The organism is Streptomyces antnestii (genome assembly GCF_004005495.1).
GTDB classification, from domain to species: domain Bacteria; phylum Actinomycetota; class Actinomycetes; order Streptomycetales; family Streptomycetaceae; genus Streptomyces; species Streptomyces antnestii.
Genome location: NZ_RZYA01000015.1, coordinates 56,443 through 76,631 on the forward strand (window position 1 = coordinate 56,443; position 20,189 = coordinate 76,631).

The following is a 20,189-nucleotide window of genomic DNA, read 5'->3' on the forward strand; positions in this document are numbered from 1 at the left end:
GAGGTGCTGTGTGTCCCCGTCCGGGACAACCATTCTTCCGGGAGCCCCGCAAATTGCTCTGTGCCGTGCACTGAGCCGTTGCGAGCATGCTCCGGAACCGGTGTGACCGAGCCGGGTGACACAGACATTCCAGTGGAACCCGCGGCTTCGGGAATCGCCGTCACCAATGAATTCTTCCGCCGCGTTGGCGGACCACCGCCCCGGCACGGTCCATACGGACAGGACCACTGCCGGACAGCACAACCGGTCGCCGAGCCAGACAGGCCGACGTCCGCTCCAGGGAAGGACCCTTCGTGAGCGACACCACCGATCTGATGGGCGTGAGCGCCGACAGCTCCGCTGCCGCGCCCTCCGCCGATGCGGATGCCTCTGCTGCGCCTGCTGCCGGTGCTTCGGGCTCCCGGCGGCGCCGCGGTACCGGCCTCGACGGCATGGTGCTGGCCGAGCTCCAGCAGGTCGCATCCGGCCTGGGTATCAGGGGCACCGCGCGTATGCGCAAGAGCCAGCTGATCGAGGTCATCAAGGAGGCACAGGCCGGGGGAGGCGCTCCCGCGAAGAGCGCCGACACCACCGAGACCAAGCCCAAGCGCCGTGCCGCCTCCAAGGCGCGCACCGGCGACGAGGCCGCGGCGAACGGCACCGCCGCCCCCGCCGCCACGACCGACGAGGCCAAGGCCGGCAAGGCCGCGAAGACCGCCGTCGCCCAGCAGTCGATCGAGATTCCCGGTCAGCCTGCGAGCGACGACAAGGGCGGCGAGCGCCGTCGCCGCCGTGCCACCTCCGAGGCCGGCAGCCCCGAGACCGTCACGGCCGAGGCGAAGACCGAGACCCGCACGGACGCCCAGGGCGAGACCAAGGCCGGCGACGCCGGTGACAACGGTGCCGAGGGCCGTCGTGAGCGCCGCGACCGTCGTGACCGCGGTGACCGCGGTGAGCGCGGCGGCCGTGACCGCGGCGACCGCGGTGACCGCCGCGGCAAGGGCGACGAGCAGGGCAAGGACCAGGGCGCCGGCCGTCAGCCGCAGGGCGGCGGCCGCCAGGACCGCCAGCGGGACAACGGACCGCAGGACGACGGTTTCGACGACGAGGGTGGCCGCCGCGGCCGCCGTGGCCGTTACCGCGACCGCCGTGGCCGTCGTGGCCGCGACGAGGCCGGCTTCGGCAACGAGCCGCAGGTCTCCGAGGACGACGTCCTGATCCCTGTCGCGGGCATCCTGGACATCCTCGACAACTACGCGTTCATCCGGACCTCCGGCTACCTGCCCGGCCCGAACGACGTGTACGTGTCCCTCGCCCAGGTCCGCAAGAACGGCCTGCGCAAGGGTGACCACGTCACCGGCGCGGTCCGTCAGCCCAAGGACGGCGAGCGTCGCGAGAAGTTCAACGCGCTCGTCCGCCTCGACTCGGCCAACGGCATGGCGGCCGAATCCGGGCGCGGGCGGCCGGAGTTCAACAAGCTCACGCCTCTGTACCCGCAGGACCGGCTCCGTCTGGAGACCGACCCGGGCGTCCTGACCACCCGCATCATCGACCTCGTGTCGCCGATCGGTAAGGGCCAGCGAGGCCTGATTGTGGCCCCGCCGAAGACCGGCAAGACCATGATCCTGCAGGCGGTCGCCAACGCGATCACCGTCAACAGCCCCGAGTGCCACCTGATGGTCGTCCTGGTCGACGAGCGTCCGGAAGAGGTCACCGACATGCAGCGGTCGGTGAAGGGCGAGGTCATCTCCTCGACCTTCGACCGCCCGGCCGAGGACCACACCACGGTCGCCGAGCTCGCCATCGAGCGCGCCAAGCGTCTCGTGGAGCTGGGCCACGACGTGGTCGTCCTGCTCGACTCGATCACGCGTCTGGGCCGTGCCTACAACCTGGCGGCGCCCGCCTCCGGCCGCATCCTGTCCGGTGGTGTCGACTCGACCGCGCTCTACCCGCCGAAGCGCTTCTTCGGTGCGGCGCGCAACATCGAGGACGGCGGCTCGCTGACCATTCTCGCCACCGCGCTGGTCGACACCGGCTCGCGCATGGACGAGGTGATCTTCGAGGAGTTCAAGGGCACCGGCAACATGGAGCTCAAGCTCGACCGGAAGCTCTCCGACAAGCGCATCTTCCCGGCGGTGGACGTCGACGCGTCCTCCACCCGTAAGGAAGAGATCCTGCTCAACTCGGAAGAGCTGGCGATCGTCTGGAAGCTGCGCCGGGTGCTGCACGCGCTCGACTCGCAGCAGGCCATCGAGCTGCTTCTCGACAAGATGAAGCAGACGAAGTCGAACGCCGAGTTCCTGATGCAGATCGCGAAGACGACGCCGACGCCGGGCAACGGCAACGACTGAGTGCTTCGCCGATAGGCGGCACCACCCAAGGGCCGCCCCCGTCACGCTGGTGACGGGGGCGGCCCTTCGTGGTGTCCGCGGTGAGTTGTACGATCGCGCTCTTCATCAAGCGTTCAACTCATCGCTCCCAGGGGGGACTTGCGTGGACACTTCGATATCCGGGCCCGGCCGGCACCGGCGAAGACTCGGCAAGGTGCTGCCGGCCGCGGCGGCGGGCCTCGCGCTGATCGGCGCGGGCGCGTTCGCCGTCACGTCGTACGCGGGGGAGTCCGACGCCGGCCGGGTCGTGCAGCCGCCGCCCGGCGCGAAGACCGCGGAGCCCACGACGTCGTCCCCGTCGCCGAGCGGTGACCGCACCGTCACGCCCCGCATCATCGGCGGCACCGACAGCGCCGCCTCCTGGATGGTGCAGCTCGTCTACAACGACCCCTCCGGCGGCTCCTACTTCGTCTGCGGCGGCACCCTGGTCGCGCCCAACAAGGTCCTCACCGCCGCGCACTGCCTGCACGACGAGAACGGCAACCGGCAGGACTGGGGCAAGTACGGCGAAGTCGCCGTAGGCACCAGCAAGAGCGTCACCGTCGCCGGCAACGGCGCCACGTACATCGACGTCACCCGCAGCTGGGTCCGCGACGGCTACGACCCCGACGCCATCACGAACGACGTCGCCCTGCTCACCCTCGCCAAGCCGGTCGCCCAGACCACCCTCGAGCTGGCCGGGGCCGACGACAGCGCGCTCTACACCGCGGGCACCGGCGCCACCGTCTACGGCTGGGGCCTGACCGGCTCGAACGAGGACACCGCCACCATCGCGTCCCAGCTGCAGAAGGTCACCCTGCCGCTGAACTCCGACGACGCGTGCACGCAGAACCTCGACCCGTACTTCCAGGCCGGGAAGATGATCTGCGCCGGGCAGCTCGGCACCGGCGACGACAGCACCGGCAAGACCACGTGCCCCGGCGACTCGGGCGGCCCGCTCGTCGTGGGCGGCAAGGTCGTCGGCATCGTCTCCTGGGGCATCAGCCAGGGCACGCAGGTCTGCAACGTCTCCGGCACGTACGAGGCGTTCACCAAGGTCTCCACGTACCAGGCGAAGGTGCGCCCGCGCATCGACGACACCGACATCAGCCGCAACGGCAAGGCCGACTTCTTCGTGCGCGCCGCCACCGGCGGCCAGGGCTACGTCAAGGAGTCCACGGGCAGCGGGTTCGCCGCCCGCAAGACGCTGAGCGGGTCCTGGAGCGCGTACAACCTCGTCCTCCAGGCCGACATGAACCGCGACGGGTACCAGGACTTCATCGTCCGCCGCAGGTCCGACGGCGCCGTCTACTGGCGCCACCGCTCCGCGTCGAGCTCCACGTACACGGACACGAAGATCGCGAGCGACTGGTCGACGCGGAAGTTCATCGTGGCGCCCGGCGACGTGACCGGCGACCGGTTCCCCGACCTGCTGTCCGTGACCTCCGGCGGAGCGCTCTACCTGTACCCGGGCAAGGGCGACGGGACGTACGGCACCCGGACCACCGTTGGCAGCGGCTACCAGGTCTTCAACTCCCTGCGCGGCAAGGGCGACTTCACCGGCGACGGGAAGAGCGACCTGATCGCGCGCGGCAGCGGCGGCAAGCTGTATCTCCTCAAGGGCACCGGCAAGGCGGCCGCGCCCTTCGAGGCCGGGGTGCAGGTGCGCACCTGGGACGGCTACAACGCGTTCGCGGCGCCCGGTGACGTGACCGGTGACGGCAAGGCCGACTTCGTGGCGCGCACGCCCGGCGGGACGCTCTACCTGTACCCGGGCACGGGCACCGCCTCCTCGGAGATCTTTGCCACACGCATCAAGATCGGGACCGGCTACACGCAGTACAACGTGTTCGGATAAATCCCCAGGTGAGAGCCGGGTGACTGGCCGTCACCGCCACACTCTGTGCCCGTCGCGTCACTCGCGGCGGGCACAGCGCGTTGTGCAACCCTTCTTCCGGTTTCCACGTCTGACGACAAGAGACGTCCGATCGAGCCTGACCCTGCCCCCAGGGGGTAACCGACCACCGAGCAATTGAGGACCGAGGGACACATGGCCGACGAGAGCAGTCACGCGAGCACCGATCCCAGCCGCCGCACCCGGGGCGCCGGGGGCAAGCGGCGCAAGCCGCGCGGCAAGCACAGCAAGGCCCTCGTCATCACGGCCTGCACCGCGGCCGGACTCGTCGTCGTGGCCGGCGCGGGCGCCGGCTTCCTGTACTTCAAGCTCAACGGGAACCTCAAGGGCGTCGACATCAACGCCGCGCTCGGCACCGACCGCCCCGCGAACGTCGACAACGGCTCGATGGACATCCTCGTCCTCGGCTCCGACTCGCGCTCCGGCGCCAACGCCAAGTACGGCAAGGACCAGGGCGGCGCCCGTTCCGACACCGCGATGGTCGTCCACGTGTACAAGGGCCACAAGAAGGCCAGTGTCGTCTCCATACCGCGGGACACCCTCGTCACCCGGCCCACCTGCACCGACTCGCGGGGGAACGCGGTCGCGGGCGGCAGCGAGCAGATGTTCAACACGGCGTACGAGGTGGGCGGCCCGGCCTGCGCCGTCAAGACGGTCGAGAAGATGTCCGGCATCCGCATGGACCACTACGTCGAGGTCGACTTCTCGGGCTTCAAGAAGCTCATCAACACCCTGGGCGGCGTCGACATCACCACCCAGAAGGCCATCAACGACAACAAGAGCCATCTGCACCTGACGGCCGGCAAGCACACCCTCACCGGCGAGCAGGCGCTCGGCCTCGTCCGCACCCGGCACGGCGTCGGCGACGGCAGCGACCTGGGCCGAATACAGCTGCAGCAGGCCTTCATGAAGGCGCTGATCAAGCAGATCAAGGACGTCGGCGTCTTCACCAGCCCCACGAAGCTGTACGACCTCGCGGACACCGCCACCAGCACCGTCACCACGGACTCCGACCTCAACTCGGTCAAGGAACTCGCCGGCTTCGCCAGCGGCCTCAAGGGCATCGGCGCCGGCGACATGAAGATGGTGACGCTCCCGGTCCAGTACGACCCCCAGAACCCGAACCGCGTGCTCCCGCTGGAGAAGGAGGGCGCGAAGGTCTGGGCGGCCCTCCGGACGGACCGGCCGATCCCCGCCGCCGCGACCAGGGACTCCGCCGGGGACAAGGGCGCCGCGGGCTCCGTCGTCACCAGCCACTAGTTCCAGGTGACCCTTCGGGAATAGTTGCGCCCCGACCCCGGTTTTGGGGGATACGGCCAGTCCTGGCAGACTGGTACGTCGGTCCCGGTTCACGCTCCCGCAATCCGCGGAAGCGACCCGGAACCCTCCGAGAACATAGGAGACACCTTGAAGCGCGACATCCACCCCGAGTACGTCGAGACCGAGGTCAGCTGCACCTGCGGCGCGACGTTCACCACCCGCAGCACGATCTCCAGCGGCACCGTCCGTGCCGAGGTCTGCTCCGAGTGCCACCCGTTCTACACGGGCAAGCAGAAGATCCTCGACACCGGTGGCCGCGTGGCCCGCTTCGAGGCCCGCTTCGGCAAGGCTGCTGCCGCCAAGTAGCGAGCCACTTGCGCCGGTCCACGGCCGCCCTTCGGGGCGGGCCTGGACCGGCGTGCTTTTTTGGTCGGCCGGGGGCCCGGGGGTCTTCCCCGCCGGCCCGTGGCCGTTCCCTTTCGCTGTACCTCACTTCAGGAGCCGGAGATGTTCGAGGCCGTCGAGGACCTCATCGGTGAGCACGCCGATCTCGAGAAGAAGCTCGCGGACCCCGCGGTCCACGCCGACCAGGCGAACGCGCGCAAGCTCAACAAGCGCTACGCCGAGCTGACCCCGATCATCGCCACCTACCGCTCCTGGAAGCAGACCGGTGACGACATCGAGACCGCCCGCGAATTCGCCGCGGACGACCCGGACTTCGCCGCCGAGGTCAAGGACCTGGAGAAGCAGCGCGAGGAGATCACCGAGAAGCTGCGGCTCCTCCTGGTCCCCCGGGACCCCAACGACGACAAGGACGTCATCCTCGAGGTCAAGGCCGGCGCGGGCGGCGACGAGTCCGCCCTGTTCGCCGGCGACCTGCTGCGCATGTATCTGCGGTACGCGGAGCGCGTCGGCTGGAAGACCGAGATCATCGACGCCACCGAGTCCGAGCTGGGCGGCTACAAGGACGTCCAGGTCGCCGTCAAGACCAAGGGCGGCAACGGCGCGACCGAGCCCGGCCAGGGCGTCTGGGCCCGCCTGAAGTACGAGGGCGGCGTGCACCGCGTGCAGCGTGTGCCGTCGACCGAGTCGCAGGGCCGTATCCACACCTCCGCGGCCGGTGTCCTCGTGACGCCCGAGGCCGAGGAGGTCGACGTCGAGATCCACGCGAACGACCTCCGCATCGACGTCTACCGCTCGTCGGGCCCCGGCGGCCAGTCCGTCAACACGACGGACTCCGCGGTGCGCATCACACATCTGCCCACCGGAGTCGTCGCTTCCTGCCAGAACGAGAAGAGCCAGCTCCAGAACAAGGAGCAGGCGATGCGTATCCTGCGCTCCAGGCTCCTCGCCGCGGCCGTGGAGAAGGCCGAGGCCGAGGCCGCGGACGCGCGCCGCAGCCAGGTCCGCACCGTCGACCGCTCCGAGAAGATCCGTACGTACAACTTCCCGGAGAACCGCATCTCGGACCACCGCGTCGGTTTCAAGGCGTACAACTTGGACCAGGTGCTCGACGGTGAGCTCGACCCGGTGATCCAGGCCTGTGTCGACGCCGACTCGGCCGCCAAGCTCGCCGCCGCCTAAGCCACGCCAGAAGAAGACCAGCTCAGCCCCGGAGGGACCAGCGTGCAGCAACATCTTGGGGGGCGACCCCCGAACCCCCGCAGCGTGCTGCTCGCGGAAGTCGCCCAGGCCACCCAGCGCCTCGCCGACGCGGGCGTGCCCTCGCCGCGCAACGACGCGGAGGAACTCGCCGCGTTCGTGCACGGCGTGAAGCGGGGCGCGCTGCACACGGTCAAGGACGCGGACTTCGACGCCCGCTACTGGGAGGTGATCGCGCGCCGCGAGGCCCGCGAGCCGCTCCAGCACATCACCGGGCTCGCCTACTTCCGATACCTCGAACTCCAGGTGGGCCCCGGCGTGTTCGTGCCGCGGCCCGAGACGGAGTCCGTGGTCGGCTGGGCCATAGACGCCGTACGCGCCATGGACGTCGTCGAGCCGCGCATCGTCGACCTGTGCACCGGCTCGGGCGCCATCGCGCTCGCGCTCGCCCAGGAGGTCCCGCGCTCGCGCGTACACGCCGTGGAGCTGTCCGAGGACGCCCTGCGGTGGACGCGCAAGAACGTCGAGGGGTCCAGGGTCGACCTGCGCCAGGGAGACGCCCTGGAGGCCTTCCCCGAGCTCGACGGCCAGGTCGACCTGGTGGTCTCCAACCCGCCGTACATCCCGCTCACCGAGTGGGAGTACGTCGCCCCCGAGGCCCGCGACCACGACCCCGAACTCGCCCTGTTCTCCGGCGAGGACGGGCTCGACCTGATCCGCGGCATCGAGCGCACCGCGCACCGCCTGCTGCGGCCCGGCGGCGTCGTCGTCGTCGAGCACGCCGACACCCAGGGCGGCCAGGTGCCGTGGATCTTCACCGAGGAGCGGGGCTGGGCCGACGCCGCCGACCACCCCGACCTGAACAACCGCCCGCGCTTCGCCACCGCCCGCAAGGCGATGCCGTGACGACCGTGATTTCAAGCCAGCAGTACGTGTACGAGGAGGCCCGCTAAATGGCTCGGCGATACGACACCAATGACGCGTCGGACCGTACGACCGGTCTGCGTGAAGCGGCGTCCGCGGTCCGCCGCGGCGAGCTCGTCGTGCTGCCCACCGACACCGTCTACGGCATCGGCGCCGACGCGTTCACGCCCGAGGCGGTCGGTGACCTCCTGGAGGCCAAAGGCCGCGGCCGCAACATGCCCACCCCGGTCCTCATCGGCTCCCCGAACACGCTGCACGGGCTCGTCACGGACTTCTCCGAGATGGCCTGGGAACTCGTCGACGCGTTCTGGCCGGGCGCCCTCACGCTCGTCGCCAAGCACCAGCCGTCCCTCGCCTGGGACCTCGGCGAGACCCGTGGCACCGTCGCCGTCCGCATGCCGCTGCACCCGGTCGCGATCGAGCTGCTCACCGAGGTCGGCCCCATGGCCGTGTCCTCCGCCAACCTCACCGGGCATCCCGCCCCCGAGGACTGCGACGCCGCGCAGGACATGCTCGGCGACGCCGTCTCCGTCTACCTGGACGGCGGCCCCACGCCCGGCATCGTCCCGTCGTCGATCGTCGACGTGACCGGGAAGGTTCCGGTGCTCCTGCGCGCGGGTGCCCTGACCGCGGACGAGCTGCGCAAGGTCGTACCCGACCTCGAGGTGGCGAATTGACAGCCCCTGAGACGGGGCGTGGCATAGGCAACGGGGACTCCTTCCGCATCCTCCATGTCAGCACCGGCAACGTGTGCCGCTCGCCGATCACCGAGCGGCTGACCCGGCACGCCCTGTCGGACCGGCTCGGCGACCCCCTCGTGCGCGGCCTCATCGTCGAGAGCGCGGGCACCTGGGGGCACGAGGGCGCGCCCATGGAGGCCAACGCCGAGGCGGTCCTCGCGGACTACGGGGCGGACGCCTCCGGCTTCGTGGGCCGCGAGCTCCTCGACGACCACGTGATCCGCGCCGATCTGGTCCTCACGGCCACCCGCGACCACCGCGCCCAGGTCATCTCCATGGGCCACAGCGCGGGCCTGCGCACCTTCACGCTGAAGGAGTTCACGCGCCTCGTCCAGGCCATAGACCCGGCCACGCTGCCCGATCCCCTCGACGGGGCGGCCGGCGGCGTGGTCGAACGCGCACGCGCACTGGTACGCGCGGCGGCGGCTCTACGCGGGTGGCTCCTGGCCCCGAGCGTGGAAGCGGACGAGGTCTACGACCCGTACGGCGCCCCCCTCCCGTTCTTCCGCTCGGTCGGAGACGAGATCAACGAGGCGCTGGAACCGGTGGTGACGGCACTCACGGGCGTGCCTGCGCGGATGTGAGCGCGGGGCCGTGGCGGCGCGCTGACAGGGGTTCCTGCGCGTATGTGGGTGCGGGCGGTGAGGCTCTGTCGGGGTGCTGCACGTGTGTGGGTGCGGGCGGTGACGCTCTGTCGGGGGTTGCTGCGCGGGCGTGACTGCGATGGTGGCTCTGTAGGGCGTTGCCGCGCCGTGTGACTGCGGCGGTGGTTCTGGCGGGGGCCCCCGCGCGCGTGAGAGCGGTGGCGTTCTGTCGGGGGTTCCTGCGCGCGTGCAACTGCGGTGGTGGCTCTGGCGGGTGCTCCCGCGGGCGTGAGTGCGGTGGTGGCTCTGTGGGGTGTTTCCGGCTGCCGCTACACCCGCTCGTACCCGGCTTTCGGGCGGGGCGGGCGGGGCGGGCCTACATTGGAGCTGAGGTCACCCCCGCGAGGCCCGGAGCCCAAGATGCCGGTCACCACTGAACAAGCCCCCGCCGGTGCGACGTACGCGTACGCCGGCTTCGACACGCTGCGCCGGCAGGACCCCGAGATCGCCGAGATCATCCTCGGCGAGGCGGCCCGGCAGGCCATGTCGCTGCAGCTCATCGCCGCCGAGAACTTCACGTCGCCGGCCGTCCTCGCGGCCCTCGGCTCCCCGCTCGCCAACAAGTACGCCGAGGGCTATCCCGGCGCCCGCCACCACGGCGGCTGCGAGCTCGTCGACGTGGCGGAACGCATCGCCGTCGACCGCGCCAGGGTGCTCTTCGGCGCCGAGCACGCCAACGTGCAGTCCCACTCCGGCTCGTCCGCCGTCCTCGCCGCCTACGCGGCCCTGCTGCGCCCCGGCGACACCGTCCTCGCCATGGGGCTCCCCTTCGGCGGCCACCTCACCCACGGCTCGCCCGCGAACTTCTCGGGCCGCTGGTTCGACTTCGTGCCCTACGGCGTCGACCCGGAGACCGGCCTCATCGAGTACGACCAGGTCCGCGCCCTGGCCCGCCTGCACCGTCCCAAGGCCATCGTCTGCGGCTCGATCGCCTACCCGCGGCACATCGACTACGAGGCGTTCCGCGACATCGCCGACGACGTGGGCGCCTACCTCATCGCCGACGCCGCGCACCCCATCGGCCTGGTCGCCGGGGGAGCGGCCCCGAACCCGGTGCCGTACGCCGACGTCGTCTGCGCCACCACGCACAAGGTCCTGCGCGGCCCCCGCGGCGGCATGATCCTGTGCGGGGCCGAGCTCGCGGAGCGCATCGACCGGGCCGTCTTCCCGTTCACACAGGGCGGCGCCCAGATGCACACGATCGCCGCCAAGGCTGTCGCTTTCGGGGAGGCGGAGACCCCGGCCTTCGCCGCGTACACCCATCAGGTGGTCGCCAACGCGAGGGCTCTCGCGGCCGCGCTCGACGCCGAGGGCCTCGCGATCACCACCGGCGGCACCGACACCCATCTGCTGACCGCCGACCCCTCGCCGCTCGGCGTCGAGGGCCCGGCCGCCCGCGGCCGGCTCGCCTCCGCCGGTATGGTCCTCGACACGTGCGCACTGCCCTTCGGGGACGGCCGCGGCCTGCGCCTGGGCACCGCCGCCGTCACCACACAGGGCATGGGTGAACCCGAGATGGCCCGGATCGCCGTCCTCTTCGCGGGGGTCCTCCGCGGCGACTTCGATCCGCGTGCGGCACGGGAAGAAGTACGGGAACTGGCCGGAAGATTTCCGCCGTATCCGGCCTAGTCGGGGGTAGGCGGTCCAGGGCCGCTCGTCACTCGTGCAACCATCGTCGCTACCCGGCAGTCCTTCACCACATGCGCGCGAAGCTAGGGTGTGGGGCTGAGATGGCCAGCGATATATGTGGGGAAGCCCGTGCGTGAATACCTGCTGACGCTCTGCATCACGGCCGCGGTGACCTACCTGCTGACCGGCCCGGTGCGGAAGTTCGCGATCGTGGCCGGCGCCATGCCGGAGATCCGCGCCCGCGACGTGCACCGGGAACCCACACCCCGGCTCGGCGGGATCGCGATGTTCTTCGGCCTGTGCGCGGGCCTCCTCGTCGCGGACCACCTGACGAACCTCAGCCCCGTCTTCACAATGTCGAACGAGCCGCGGGCCCTGCTCTCCGGAGCCGCCCTGATCTGGCTGATCGGCGTCCTGGACGACAAGTTCGAGATCGACGCCCTGATCAAGCTGGGCGGCCAGATGATCGCCGCGGGCGTCATGGTCATGCAGGGCCTGACGATCCTGTGGCTGCCGATCCCGGGCGTCGGCACGGTCTCGCTCACGCAGTGGCAGGGCACGCTCCTCACCGTCGCCCTGGTCGTGATCAGCATCAACGCGGTCAACTTCGTGGACGGCCTCGACGGCCTCGCCTCCGGCATGGTGTGCATCGCCGCCACGGCGTTCTTCCTGTACGCCTACCGCCTCTGGTACGGCTACGGCATCGAGGCCGCCGCCCCCGCGACGCTGTTCTCGGCGATCCTGATCGGCATGTGTGTGGGCTTCCTGCCGCACAACATGCACCCCGCCCGGATCTTCATGGGCGACTCCGGATCGATGCTCATCGGCCTCGTCCTGTCCGCCGGTGCGATCTCCATCACGGGCCAGGTCGACCCGAGCGTGATGAAGCTGAACTTCGGCGGCACCCGTGACGCCACTCACGCGATGGTCCCGGTCTTCATCCCGCTGCTGATGCCGCTGACGATCATCGCGGTGCCGTTCGCGGACCTGGTCCTCGCCATCGTGCGGCGTACCTGGAAGGGCCAGTCGCCGTTCGCGGCCGACCGCGGGCACCTGCACCACCGGCTCCTGGAGATCGGCCACTCGCACAGCCGCGCGGTCCTGATCATGTACTTCTGGGCTGCGCTGCTGTCCTTCGGCGCGGTCGCCTACTCCGTCCACTCGTCGTCGATGTGGCTCGTGTTCGCGATCGTCGGGCTGAGCTTCGTCGGCCTCGTACTGCTCCTGCTGCCGCGCTTCACACCGCGCGCCCCGGACTGGGCGGAGGCCTTCGTGCCGCCGCGCTACCGGCGCCGGCGGGCCGCGGTGGTGGCCGACGTGGAGCGGCCCGAGGGCGCGGGTCAGAGCGCGGGTGAGGGCGCGCGTACGCCGATGCCCGCGGGTGTCAACGGAGCGACGGCGATCGGCGCCCGTGCGCGCGTGCATGACCGTCGTAAAGCTCACTCGTCCCGCTGAAGCGGCCGAAGGCGACCGGAGAAACCGGGCCAATACCAGACAAGTTGGCCCGATTCTTGCTCAGACGCGCGGATTACTCCTCACGTGTGACAGTGAGCACACTACACAGGTAAAGACCTCATCAAATAGTTTGTGATACCGTTCACGAGACCCGGGGATAGAGCCGAAGGACCGTAGTGCGACGGCCCCTTGGCCCGAAGTTCCCTCTCGGCCCCGGACTACGCTCGTCCATGACGACACCCTGCCCCCGTCCAGTTAGCGGAGCTGCCGCCATGCCCTCGAATGACGCACGGATCCTTCTCCAGGCCGTTGTGCCCACAGCCGTTGCCGGCGCGATCGCCGCCGTCATCAGTGGTGTGCTCGCCGGCGGCAAGGGGGCTCTCGGCGCGGTCATCGGCGCGGTGGTCGTGATCGCCTTCATGGGCCTCGGGCAGATCGTTCTTCAACGGACGGCAAAATCGCTTCCGCAGCTCTTCCAGGCGATGGGGCTCATGCTCTATGTCGCCCAGCTGCTGCTGCTTCTGATCTTCGTCGCCGTCTTCAAGGACACGACACTGTTCAACCCCAAGGCCTTCGCCGCGACACTCGTCGCCGCCACCGTCGTGTGGATGGCGGCACAGGCGCGTGCGCACATGAAGGCCAAGATTTTCTATATCGATCCCGACTCGGCCGAAGACTCCGAGAAGAGTGACAAGCCCGAGAAATCAGGGTCGTCATCGTGAGGGGTAGGGGCGGGATAAATGGTGGTTCGCGTTACTGCTATCGTCCGGTGCCAACTGCGGCACTGCGGGCGCGGGCATCTGAGCTGACGCCTGCTCGACTGCGAGGCTCACTGCCTGCCTGCCGCCCCCACATCCGAAACACCAGACCGGTGCCGATCCGCGGCTGCGCGCCGCACCGACACAACGAGGTTGCCGTACCTATGCGTCACGCCGAAGGAGCCCGTGGTGAGTGCTGACCAGACTGAGCTCGCCTTTGACTGGAGCTGTCGGATTCTCTCCGACAACGGCTGCGGCTTTCCGGCTCCCGGTCTGCACTCGTTCCTCTTCCAGCCGATCTTCACCGTCGGCGGGTTCGAGTTCAACAAGGTGATGCTGCTTGCCCTGTTGACGACGCTGATCATCGTGAGTCTCTTCTACGCCGCCTTCGGCCGCGCCAAGGTGATCCCGGGGAAGCTCCAGATGGTCGGTGAGGCGGGGTACGAGTTCGTGCGCCGCAGCATCGTCTTCGAGACCCTCGGCAAGAAGGAGGGCGAGAAGTTCGTCCCCGTCATGGTCTCGATGTTCTTCTTCATCTGGATCATGAACGTGTGGTCCGTGATCCCGCTGGCCCAGTTCCCGGTGTCGTCGGTGATCGCGTACCCGATCGTGCTCGCCCTCCTCGTCTACCTGATCTGGGTCCCGCTGACCTTCAAGCGCCACGGCTTCGTGGGCGGCTGGAAGAACATCACGGGTTACGACAACTCGCTCGGCCCGATCAAGTGGCTCGTCTCGTTCATCGAGTTCTTCTCGAACCTGTTCGTCCGCCCGTTCACGCACGCGGTGCGACTGTTCGCGAACATGTTCGCCGGTCACCTGATGCTGGTGATGTTCACGGTCGCCTCCTGGTACCTGCTGAACAGCTACATGATCCCGGCCGCGGGCGTCTCGTTCGTCATGACCGTCGTCATGATCCTCTTCGAGCTTTTCGTGCAGGCCGTCCAGGCGTACGTCTTCGTACTCCTCGCCTGCACCTACATCCAGGGCGCGCTCGCCGAGCACCACTGAGTCCCGCCCTACCTGTCAAACCCCACTCGTCCGGTGGCCAACCCCCACCGGTTCGTTAAAGAGAAGGAAGTAACGGCATGTCCGCGACCCTCGAACTCGCCGCTGGCGTCTCCGGCTCCCTCGGTTCCATCGGCTACGGTCTCGCTGCCATCGGCCCCGGCATCGGCGTCGGCATCGTGTTCGGTAACGGCACCCAGGCTCTGGCCCGCCAGCCCGAGGCCGCCGGTCTGATCCGCGCCAACCAGATCCTCGGCTTCGCCTTCTGTGAGGCGCTCGCCCTCATCGGCATCGTTATGCCGTTCGTGTTCGGTAAGTAATCACTTCTTACTGACACTTTCGACGAAAGGCACTGATGTGATCGCCAACCTGGTTGCACTCGCGGCCGAGGAGCAGCAGAACCCGCTCGTCCCCGCGGGTCCTGAGCTGCTCATTGGCGCGCTTGCCTTCGCCATCGTCTTCTTCTTCTTCGCCAAGAAGCTCCTCCCGCGTATCAACAAGACGCTGGACGAGCGCCGCGAGCTGATCGAAGGCGGTATCGAGAAGGCCGAGGCCGCCCAGACCGAGGCCCAGAGCGTGCTCGAGCAGTACAAGGCTCAGCTGGCCGAGGCCCGCCACGAGGCCGCGCGTCTGCGCCAGGAGGCGCAGGAGCAGGGCGCCACGCTCATCGCCGAGATGCGCGCGGAAGGCCAGCGGCAGCGTGAGGAAATCATCGCCGCCGGCCACTCGCAGATCGAGGCCGACCGCAAGGCCGCCGCTCAGGCGCTGCGCCAGGACGTCGGCCAGCTGGCCACGACCCTGGCCGGCAAGCTGGTCGGCGAGTCCCTCGAGGACCACGCCCGGCAGTCGCGCACGATCGACCGTTTCCTGGATGACCTCGAGGAGAAGGCAGAGGCCGCTCGATGACTGCCCACGGAGCGAGCCGCGAGGCACTCGCCTCCGCACGTGAGCGTCTCGACGCGCTGACCGACAACACCTCGGTCGACGCCCGACAGCTCGCCACGGAGCTGGCCGCGGTCACCGCGCTGCTCCACCGCGAGGTGTCGCTGCGTCGGGTCCTGACCGACCCGGCGCAGTCCGGCGAGGCCAAGGCCGAGCTCGCGGGGCGCCTGCTCAGCGGCCAGGTCAGCGGCGAGACCGCCGACCTGGTGGCCGGTCTGGTCCGCTCCCGCTGGTCCGCCCCGCGCGACCTGGTCGACTCCCTCGAGGAGCTGGCCAACATCGCCGAGCTGACCGCGGCGCAGAAGGCCGGCGAGCTGGACGACGTCGAGGACGAGCTGTTCCGGTTCGGCCGGATCGTCTCTTCGAACACCGAGCTGCGCGCCGCGCTCACGGACCGTGTCGCCACGGCTACGGCCAAGGGTGAGCTGCTGCGCAGCCTGCTCGGCGGTCGCGCCAAGGCCACCACCGAGCGTCTCGTCGAGCGCCTTGTGACCCAGCCGCGTGGACGTAGCCTTGAACAGGGACTCGAGTCCCTGTCGAAGCTCGCCGCGGAGCGCCGGGACCGCATGGTCGCGGTCGTCACCTCGGCGGTTCCGCTGAGCGACACGCAGAAGCAGCGCCTGGGTGCCGCCCTGGCGAAGCTCTACGGGCGCCAGATGCACCTGAACCTCGACGTGGACCCCACGGTCCTCGGCGGGATCAACGTGCAGGTGGGCGAAGAGCTCATCAACGGAAGCATCGCGGACCGCATTGAGGACGCCAGCCGCCGCATGGCCGGCTGACGGACTCGCACAACGTAGTAGTACCTACGGCCCTAGTTGGGCCGTGCAGAGGATTCCTGGGGGCTTACCCCAGACCCCCCAAGAAAACTTCGGGCCCAACAAGGAGAGCAGGGAACCCAGATGGCGGAGCTCACGATCCGGCCGGAGGAGATCCGGGACGCGCTGGAGAACTTTGTCCAGGCGTACAAGCCGGACGCGGCCTCGCGCGAGGAGGTCGGTACGGTCACCCTTGCCGGCGACGGCATCGCGAAGGTCGAGGGCCTGCCCTCGGCCATGGCCAACGAACTGCTGAAGTTCGAGGACGGCACCCTCGGCCTCGCCCTCAACCTCGAGGAGCGCGAGATCGGTGCCATCGTGCTCGGTGAGTTCACCGGTATCGAGGAGGGCCAGCCGGTGCAGCGCACCGGTGAGGTGCTCTCCGTCGCCGTCGGCGAGGGCTACCTGGGTCGCGTCGTCGACCCGCTCGGCAACCCGATCGACGGCCTCGGCGAGATCGAGACCAGCGCGCGTCGTGCCCTTGAGCTGCAGGCCCCCACGGTCACGCAGCGCAAGTCGGTGCACGAGCCGATGGAGACCGGCTACAAGGCCGTCGACGCGATGACCCCGATCGGCCGCGGTCAGCGTCAGCTGATCATCGGCGACCGCCAGACGGGCAAGACCGCCCTGGCCGTCGACACGATCATCAACCAGCGCGACAACTGGCGCACCGGCGACCCGAAGAAGCAGGTCCGCTGCATCTACGTCGCCATCGGTCAGAAGGGCTCGACCATCGCCTCCGTGCGTGGCGCCCTCGAAGAGGCCGGCGCGCTGGAGTACACGACCATCGTCGCCGCCCCGGCGTCCGACCCGGCCGGCTTCAAGTACCTGGCGCCGTACACCGGTTCGGCCATCGGCCAGCAGTGGATGTACGAGGGCAAGCACGTCCTCATCATCTTCGACGACCTCTCGAAGCAGGCCGACGCCTACCGCGCCGTGTCCCTGCTGCTCCGCCGCCCGCCGGGGCGCGAGGCCTACCCGGGTGACGTCTTCTACCTGCACTCCCGTCTGCTCGAGCGCTGCGCGAAGCTCTCGGACGAGCTGGGCTCGGGTTCGATGACCGGTCTGCCGATCGTCGAGACCAAGGCGAACGACGTGTCGGCGTTCATCCCGACCAACGTCATCTCCATCACCGACGGCCAGTGCTTCCTGGAGTCGGACCTGTTCAACGCCGGTCAGCGCCCCGCGCTGAACGTCGGTATCTCCGTCTCCCGAGTCGGTGGTTCCGCGCAGCACAAGGCGATGAAGCAGGTCTCCGGCCGTCTGCGCGTGGACCTCGCCCAGTTCCGTGAGCTCGAGGCGTTCGCCGCCTTCGGTTCCGACCTGGACGCCGCGTCGAAGGCGCAGCTGGAGCGCGGTCAGCGCATGGTCGAGCTGCTCAAGCAGCCCCAGTACCAGCCCATGGCCACCGAGGACCAGGTCGTCTCCGTCTGGGCCGGCACCACCGGCAAGATGGACGACGTCCCGGTCGCGGACATCCGCCGCTTCGAGCGCGAGCTGCTCGACTACCTGCACCGCAAGGAGCAGGGCCTGATGACCTCCATCAAGGAGGGCGGCAAGATGTCGGACGACACCCTCACGGCTGCCGCCGACGCGATCGCGGAGTTCAAGAAGCAGTTCGAGACCTCGGACGGGAAGCTTCTCGGCGAGGACGCTCCGGCCGCCGCCGGTAAGTGACGACGGAAGGGACCTGACTCATGGGAGCCCAGCTCCGGGTCTACAAGCGTCGCATCAAATCCGTCACCGCGACCAAGAAGATCACCAAGGCGATGGAGATGATCGCCGCCTCGCGTGTCGTCAAGGCACAGCGCAAGGTGGCGGCCTCCACGCCGTACGCGACCGAGCTCACCCGCGCGGTCACGGCTGTCGGCACCGGTTCGAACACGAACCACCCGCTGACGACGGAGCCGGAGACGGCGACGCGCTCCGCGGTGCTGCTCCTCACGAGCGACCGCGGTCTGGCCGGCGCCTTCAACTCGAACGCCATCAAGGCCGCGGAGCGACTGACCGCGCGTCTCGAGGCCGAGGGCAAGGAGGTCGACATCTACATCGTCGGCCGCCGTGGTGTCGCCCACTACAACTTCCGTGAGCGCAAGATCGCGGAGCAGTGGACGGGCTTCACCGACGAGCCCTCGTACGCGGACGCCAAGAAGGTCGCGGGCCCGCTGATCGAGGCGATCGAGAAGGACTCGGCGGAGGGCGGCGTGGATGAACTCCACATCGTCTACACGGAGTTCATCTCGATGATGACGCAGTCGGCCATCGACGGCCGTCTGCTTCCGCTCAGCCTCGAAGAGGTGGCGGAGGAGTCGAAGTCCAAGGGCGAGATCCTTCCGCTGTACGACTTCGAACCGTCGGCGGAGGACGTCCTCGACGCCCTGCTGCCGCGCTACGTCGAGAGCCGTATCTACAACGCGCTGCTCCAGTCGGCTGCTTCCAAGCACGCCGCCACGCGCCGCGCGATGAAGTCGGCGACCGACAACGCGGGAGACCTGATCAACTCGCTCTCCCGACTTGCCAACGCGGCCCGCCAGGCCGAAATCACCCAGGAAATCAGCGAGATCGTCGGCGGCACTGCAGCCCTGGCCGACGCGACCGCGGGGAGTGACAAGTAATGACGACCACTGTTGAGACGGCCGTTGCCACGGGCCGCGTCGCCCGGGTCATCGGCCCGGTCGTCGACGTGGAGTTCCCCGTCGACGCGATGCCGGAGATCTACAACGCCCTGCACGTCCAGGTCGACGACCCGGCCACCGAGGGCGCGAAGAAGACGCTGACCCTCGAGGTCGCCCAGCACCTGGGTGACGGCATGGTCCGTACGGTCTCGATGCAGCCCACCGACGGCCTGGTCCGCCAGGCCCCGGTGACCGACACCGGCGCCGGCATCTCGGTGCCCGTCGGTGACCTGACCAAGGGCCGGGTGTTCAACACCCTCGGCGACGTCCTGAACGACGACGCCTCCTCGGTCGCCGACGCCCCGCGCTGGACGATCCACCGCAAGGCCCCGGCCTTCGACCAGCTCGAGTCCAAGACCGAGATGTTCGAGACCGGCCTGAAGGTCGTCGACCTTCTCACCCCGTACGTCAAGGGTGGAAAGATCGGTCTGTTCGGTGGTGCCGGTGTCGGCAAGACCGTTCTGATCCAGGAAATGATCGTCCGTGTGGCCAAGCTGCACGACGGTGTCTCCGTCTTCGCCGGTGTCGGCGAGCGCACCCGTGAGGGCAACGACCTCATGGTCGAGATGGAGGAAGCCGGCGTTCTGGACAAGACCGCGCTGGTCTTCGGCCAGATGGACGAGCCGCCGGGCACGCGTCTTCGCGTCGCCCTGGCCGGTCTGACCATGGCGGAGTACTTCCGCGATGTGCAGAAGCAGGACGTGCTGTTCTTCATCGACAACATCTTCCGCTTCACGCAGGCCGGTTCCGAGGTCTCCACGCTGCTCGGCCGCATGCCTTCCGCGGTGGGTTACCAGCCGACCCTCGCCGACGAGATGGGTCTCCTCCAGGAGCGCATCACGTCGACCCGTGGTCACTCGATCACCTCGATGCAGGCGATCTACGTCCCCGCGGACGACCTGACCGACCCGGCCCCGGCCACCACGTTCGCCCACCTCGACGCGACGACGGTTCTCTCCCGTCCGATCTCCGAGAAGGGCATCTACCCGGCCGTGGACCCGCTGGACTCCACGTCCCGCATCCTGGACCCCCGCTACATCGCGCAGGACCACTACGACGCCGCCATGCGCGTCAAGACGATCCTGCAGAAGTACAAGGACCTCCAGGACATCATCGCGATCCTCGGTATCGACGAGCTGGGCGAGGAGGACAAGCTCGTGGTCCACCGTGCCCGTCGCGTCGAGCGCTTCCTGTCGCAGAACACCCACGCCGCCAAGCAGTTCACCGGCGTCGACGGTTCGGACGTGTCGCTCGAGGAGTCGATCACCGCGTTCAACGCGATCTGCGACGGTGAGTACGACCACTTCCCCGAGCAGGCGTTCTTCATGTGCGGTGGCATCGAGGACCTGAAGGCCAACGCCAAGGAGCTCGGCGTCTCCTGATTCTGGCTCCCCCGGGAGCACAGACTCGTGGGAGAGGGGCGGGGATACCCGCAGGGTGATACCCCAGGGTGTGTCCCGTCCCTCTCCGTACG

The 20,189-nt window shown here is 69.0% G+C and carries 18 protein-coding genes; all 18 read left to right on the forward strand.

Features of this window, described 5'->3' with window-relative positions:
* The first annotated feature begins 293 nt into the window (after positions 1-293).
* The 18 genes from rho (at position 294) to atpD (ending at position 20,097) form a co-directional block, all read left to right on the forward strand.
* Positions 294-2,330: a transcription termination factor Rho gene (gene rho, locus EOT10_RS27235; RefSeq protein ID WP_127830987.1), complete on the forward strand. Its 2,037-nt coding sequence runs from the start codon at positions 294-296 to the stop codon at positions 2,328-2,330.
* 142 nt (positions 2,331-2,472) lie between these two features.
* Entirely contained in the window at positions 2,473-4,206 is a 1,734-nt protein-coding gene (locus EOT10_RS27240; protein WP_223281235.1) for a trypsin-like serine protease, read from the forward strand.
* Between the two features lie 192 nt (positions 4,207-4,398).
* A complete protein-coding gene (locus tag EOT10_RS27245; RefSeq protein ID WP_127830988.1) occupies positions 4,399-5,523 on the forward strand; it encodes an LCP family protein in 1,125 nt (374 codons plus the stop codon).
* 147 nt (positions 5,524-5,670) lie between these two features.
* Positions 5,671-5,889, forward strand: coding sequence for a 50S ribosomal protein L31 (gene rpmE / locus EOT10_RS27250; RefSeq protein WP_127830989.1), 219 nt, complete (start codon positions 5,671-5,673; stop codon positions 5,887-5,889).
* A 141-nt stretch (positions 5,890-6,030) separates the two neighbouring features.
* Complete coding sequence (gene prfA, locus EOT10_RS27255; protein ID WP_127830990.1) at positions 6,031-7,107, forward strand: peptide chain release factor 1; 1,077 nt, start codon at positions 6,031-6,033, stop codon at positions 7,105-7,107.
* An 84-nt stretch (positions 7,108-7,191) separates the two neighbouring features.
* On the forward strand, positions 7,192-8,031 hold the full coding sequence (gene prmC, locus EOT10_RS27260; protein ID WP_127830991.1) for a peptide chain release factor N(5)-glutamine methyltransferase: 840 nt from the start codon (positions 7,192-7,194) through the stop codon (positions 8,029-8,031).
* Positions 8,032-8,078: 47 nt separating this feature from the next.
* The gene (locus EOT10_RS27265; protein WP_127830992.1) at positions 8,079-8,726 is read left to right on the forward strand and encodes an L-threonylcarbamoyladenylate synthase; all 648 of its coding nucleotides are present in this window, start codon (positions 8,079-8,081) and stop codon (positions 8,724-8,726) included.
* Positions 8,723-9,373, forward strand: a complete 651-nt coding sequence (locus EOT10_RS27270; RefSeq protein WP_127830993.1) for an arsenate reductase/protein-tyrosine-phosphatase family protein — start codon at positions 8,723-8,725, stop codon at positions 9,371-9,373. The genes EOT10_RS27265 and EOT10_RS27270 overlap by 4 nt, the downstream gene beginning before the upstream one ends.
* 420 nt (positions 9,374-9,793) lie before the next feature.
* Positions 9,794-11,062, forward strand: a complete 1,269-nt coding sequence (gene glyA, locus EOT10_RS27275; protein WP_127830994.1) for a serine hydroxymethyltransferase — start codon at positions 9,794-9,796, stop codon at positions 11,060-11,062.
* A 129-nt stretch (positions 11,063-11,191) separates the two neighbouring features.
* Positions 11,192-12,517, forward strand: a complete 1,326-nt coding sequence (locus EOT10_RS27280; RefSeq protein ID WP_127830995.1) for an MraY family glycosyltransferase — start codon at positions 11,192-11,194, stop codon at positions 12,515-12,517.
* A 272-nt stretch (positions 12,518-12,789) separates the two neighbouring features.
* Positions 12,790-13,239, forward strand: coding sequence for a Cg1360 family ATP-synthase-associated protein (locus EOT10_RS27285; RefSeq protein ID WP_127830996.1), 450 nt, complete (start codon positions 12,790-12,792; stop codon positions 13,237-13,239).
* A gap of 225 nt (positions 13,240-13,464) precedes the next feature.
* Complete coding sequence (gene atpB, locus EOT10_RS27290; RefSeq protein ID WP_127830997.1) at positions 13,465-14,283, forward strand: F0F1 ATP synthase subunit A; 819 nt, start codon at positions 13,465-13,467, stop codon at positions 14,281-14,283.
* Between the two features lie 77 nt (positions 14,284-14,360).
* The gene (atpE, locus tag EOT10_RS27295; RefSeq protein WP_055564408.1) at positions 14,361-14,600 is read left to right on the forward strand and encodes an ATP synthase F0 subunit C; all 240 of its coding nucleotides are present in this window, start codon (positions 14,361-14,363) and stop codon (positions 14,598-14,600) included.
* A 37-nt stretch (positions 14,601-14,637) separates the two neighbouring features.
* The gene (locus EOT10_RS27300; protein WP_127830998.1) at positions 14,638-15,186 is read left to right on the forward strand and encodes a F0F1 ATP synthase subunit B; all 549 of its coding nucleotides are present in this window, start codon (positions 14,638-14,640) and stop codon (positions 15,184-15,186) included.
* Positions 15,183-16,004, forward strand: a complete 822-nt coding sequence (locus EOT10_RS27305) for a F0F1 ATP synthase subunit delta (protein WP_127830999.1) — start codon at positions 15,183-15,185, stop codon at positions 16,002-16,004. Before EOT10_RS27300 ends, EOT10_RS27305 begins: the two co-directional genes overlap by 4 nt.
* A gap of 120 nt (positions 16,005-16,124) precedes the next feature.
* The gene (gene atpA, locus EOT10_RS27310; protein ID WP_127831000.1) at positions 16,125-17,717 is read left to right on the forward strand and encodes a F0F1 ATP synthase subunit alpha; all 1,593 of its coding nucleotides are present in this window, start codon (positions 16,125-16,127) and stop codon (positions 17,715-17,717) included.
* 20 nt (positions 17,718-17,737) lie between these two features.
* On the forward strand, positions 17,738-18,655 hold the full coding sequence (locus EOT10_RS27315; protein WP_127831001.1) for a F0F1 ATP synthase subunit gamma: 918 nt from the start codon (positions 17,738-17,740) through the stop codon (positions 18,653-18,655).
* Positions 18,655-20,097: a F0F1 ATP synthase subunit beta gene (atpD, locus tag EOT10_RS27320; protein WP_127831002.1), complete on the forward strand. Its 1,443-nt coding sequence runs from the start codon at positions 18,655-18,657 to the stop codon at positions 20,095-20,097. The genes EOT10_RS27315 and atpD overlap by 1 nt, the downstream gene beginning before the upstream one ends.
* Positions 20,098-20,189: the final 92 nt, after the last annotated feature.

Excerpts from the sequence above, each read along its gene's own strand:
- EOT10_RS27245 (WP_127830988.1), top strand. The coding sequence starts at position 4,399 with ATGGCCGACGAGAGCAGTCACGCGAGCACCGATCCCAGCCGCCGCACC.
- glyA (WP_127830994.1), top strand. The coding sequence starts at position 9,794 with ATGCCGGTCACCACTGAACAAGCCCCCGCCGGTGCGACGTACGCGTAC.
- atpE (WP_055564408.1), top strand. The coding sequence starts at position 14,361 with ATGTCCGCGACCCTCGAACTCGCCGCTGGCGTCTCCGGCTCCCTCGGT.
- atpA (WP_127831000.1), top strand. The coding sequence starts at position 16,125 with ATGGCGGAGCTCACGATCCGGCCGGAGGAGATCCGGGACGCGCTGGAG.
- atpD (WP_127831002.1), top strand. The coding sequence starts at position 18,655 with ATGACGACCACTGTTGAGACGGCCGTTGCCACGGGCCGCGTCGCCCGG.
- prfA (WP_127830990.1), top strand. The coding sequence starts at position 6,031 with ATGTTCGAGGCCGTCGAGGACCTCATCGGTGAGCACGCCGATCTCGAG.
- EOT10_RS27285 (WP_127830996.1), top strand. The coding sequence starts at position 12,790 with ATGCCCTCGAATGACGCACGGATCCTTCTCCAGGCCGTTGTGCCCACA.
- EOT10_RS27305 (WP_127830999.1), top strand. The coding sequence starts at position 15,183 with ATGACTGCCCACGGAGCGAGCCGCGAGGCACTCGCCTCCGCACGTGAG.
- EOT10_RS27265 (WP_127830992.1), top strand. The coding sequence starts at position 8,079 with ATGGCTCGGCGATACGACACCAATGACGCGTCGGACCGTACGACCGGT.
- EOT10_RS27315 (WP_127831001.1), top strand. The coding sequence starts at position 17,738 with ATGGGAGCCCAGCTCCGGGTCTACAAGCGTCGCATCAAATCCGTCACC.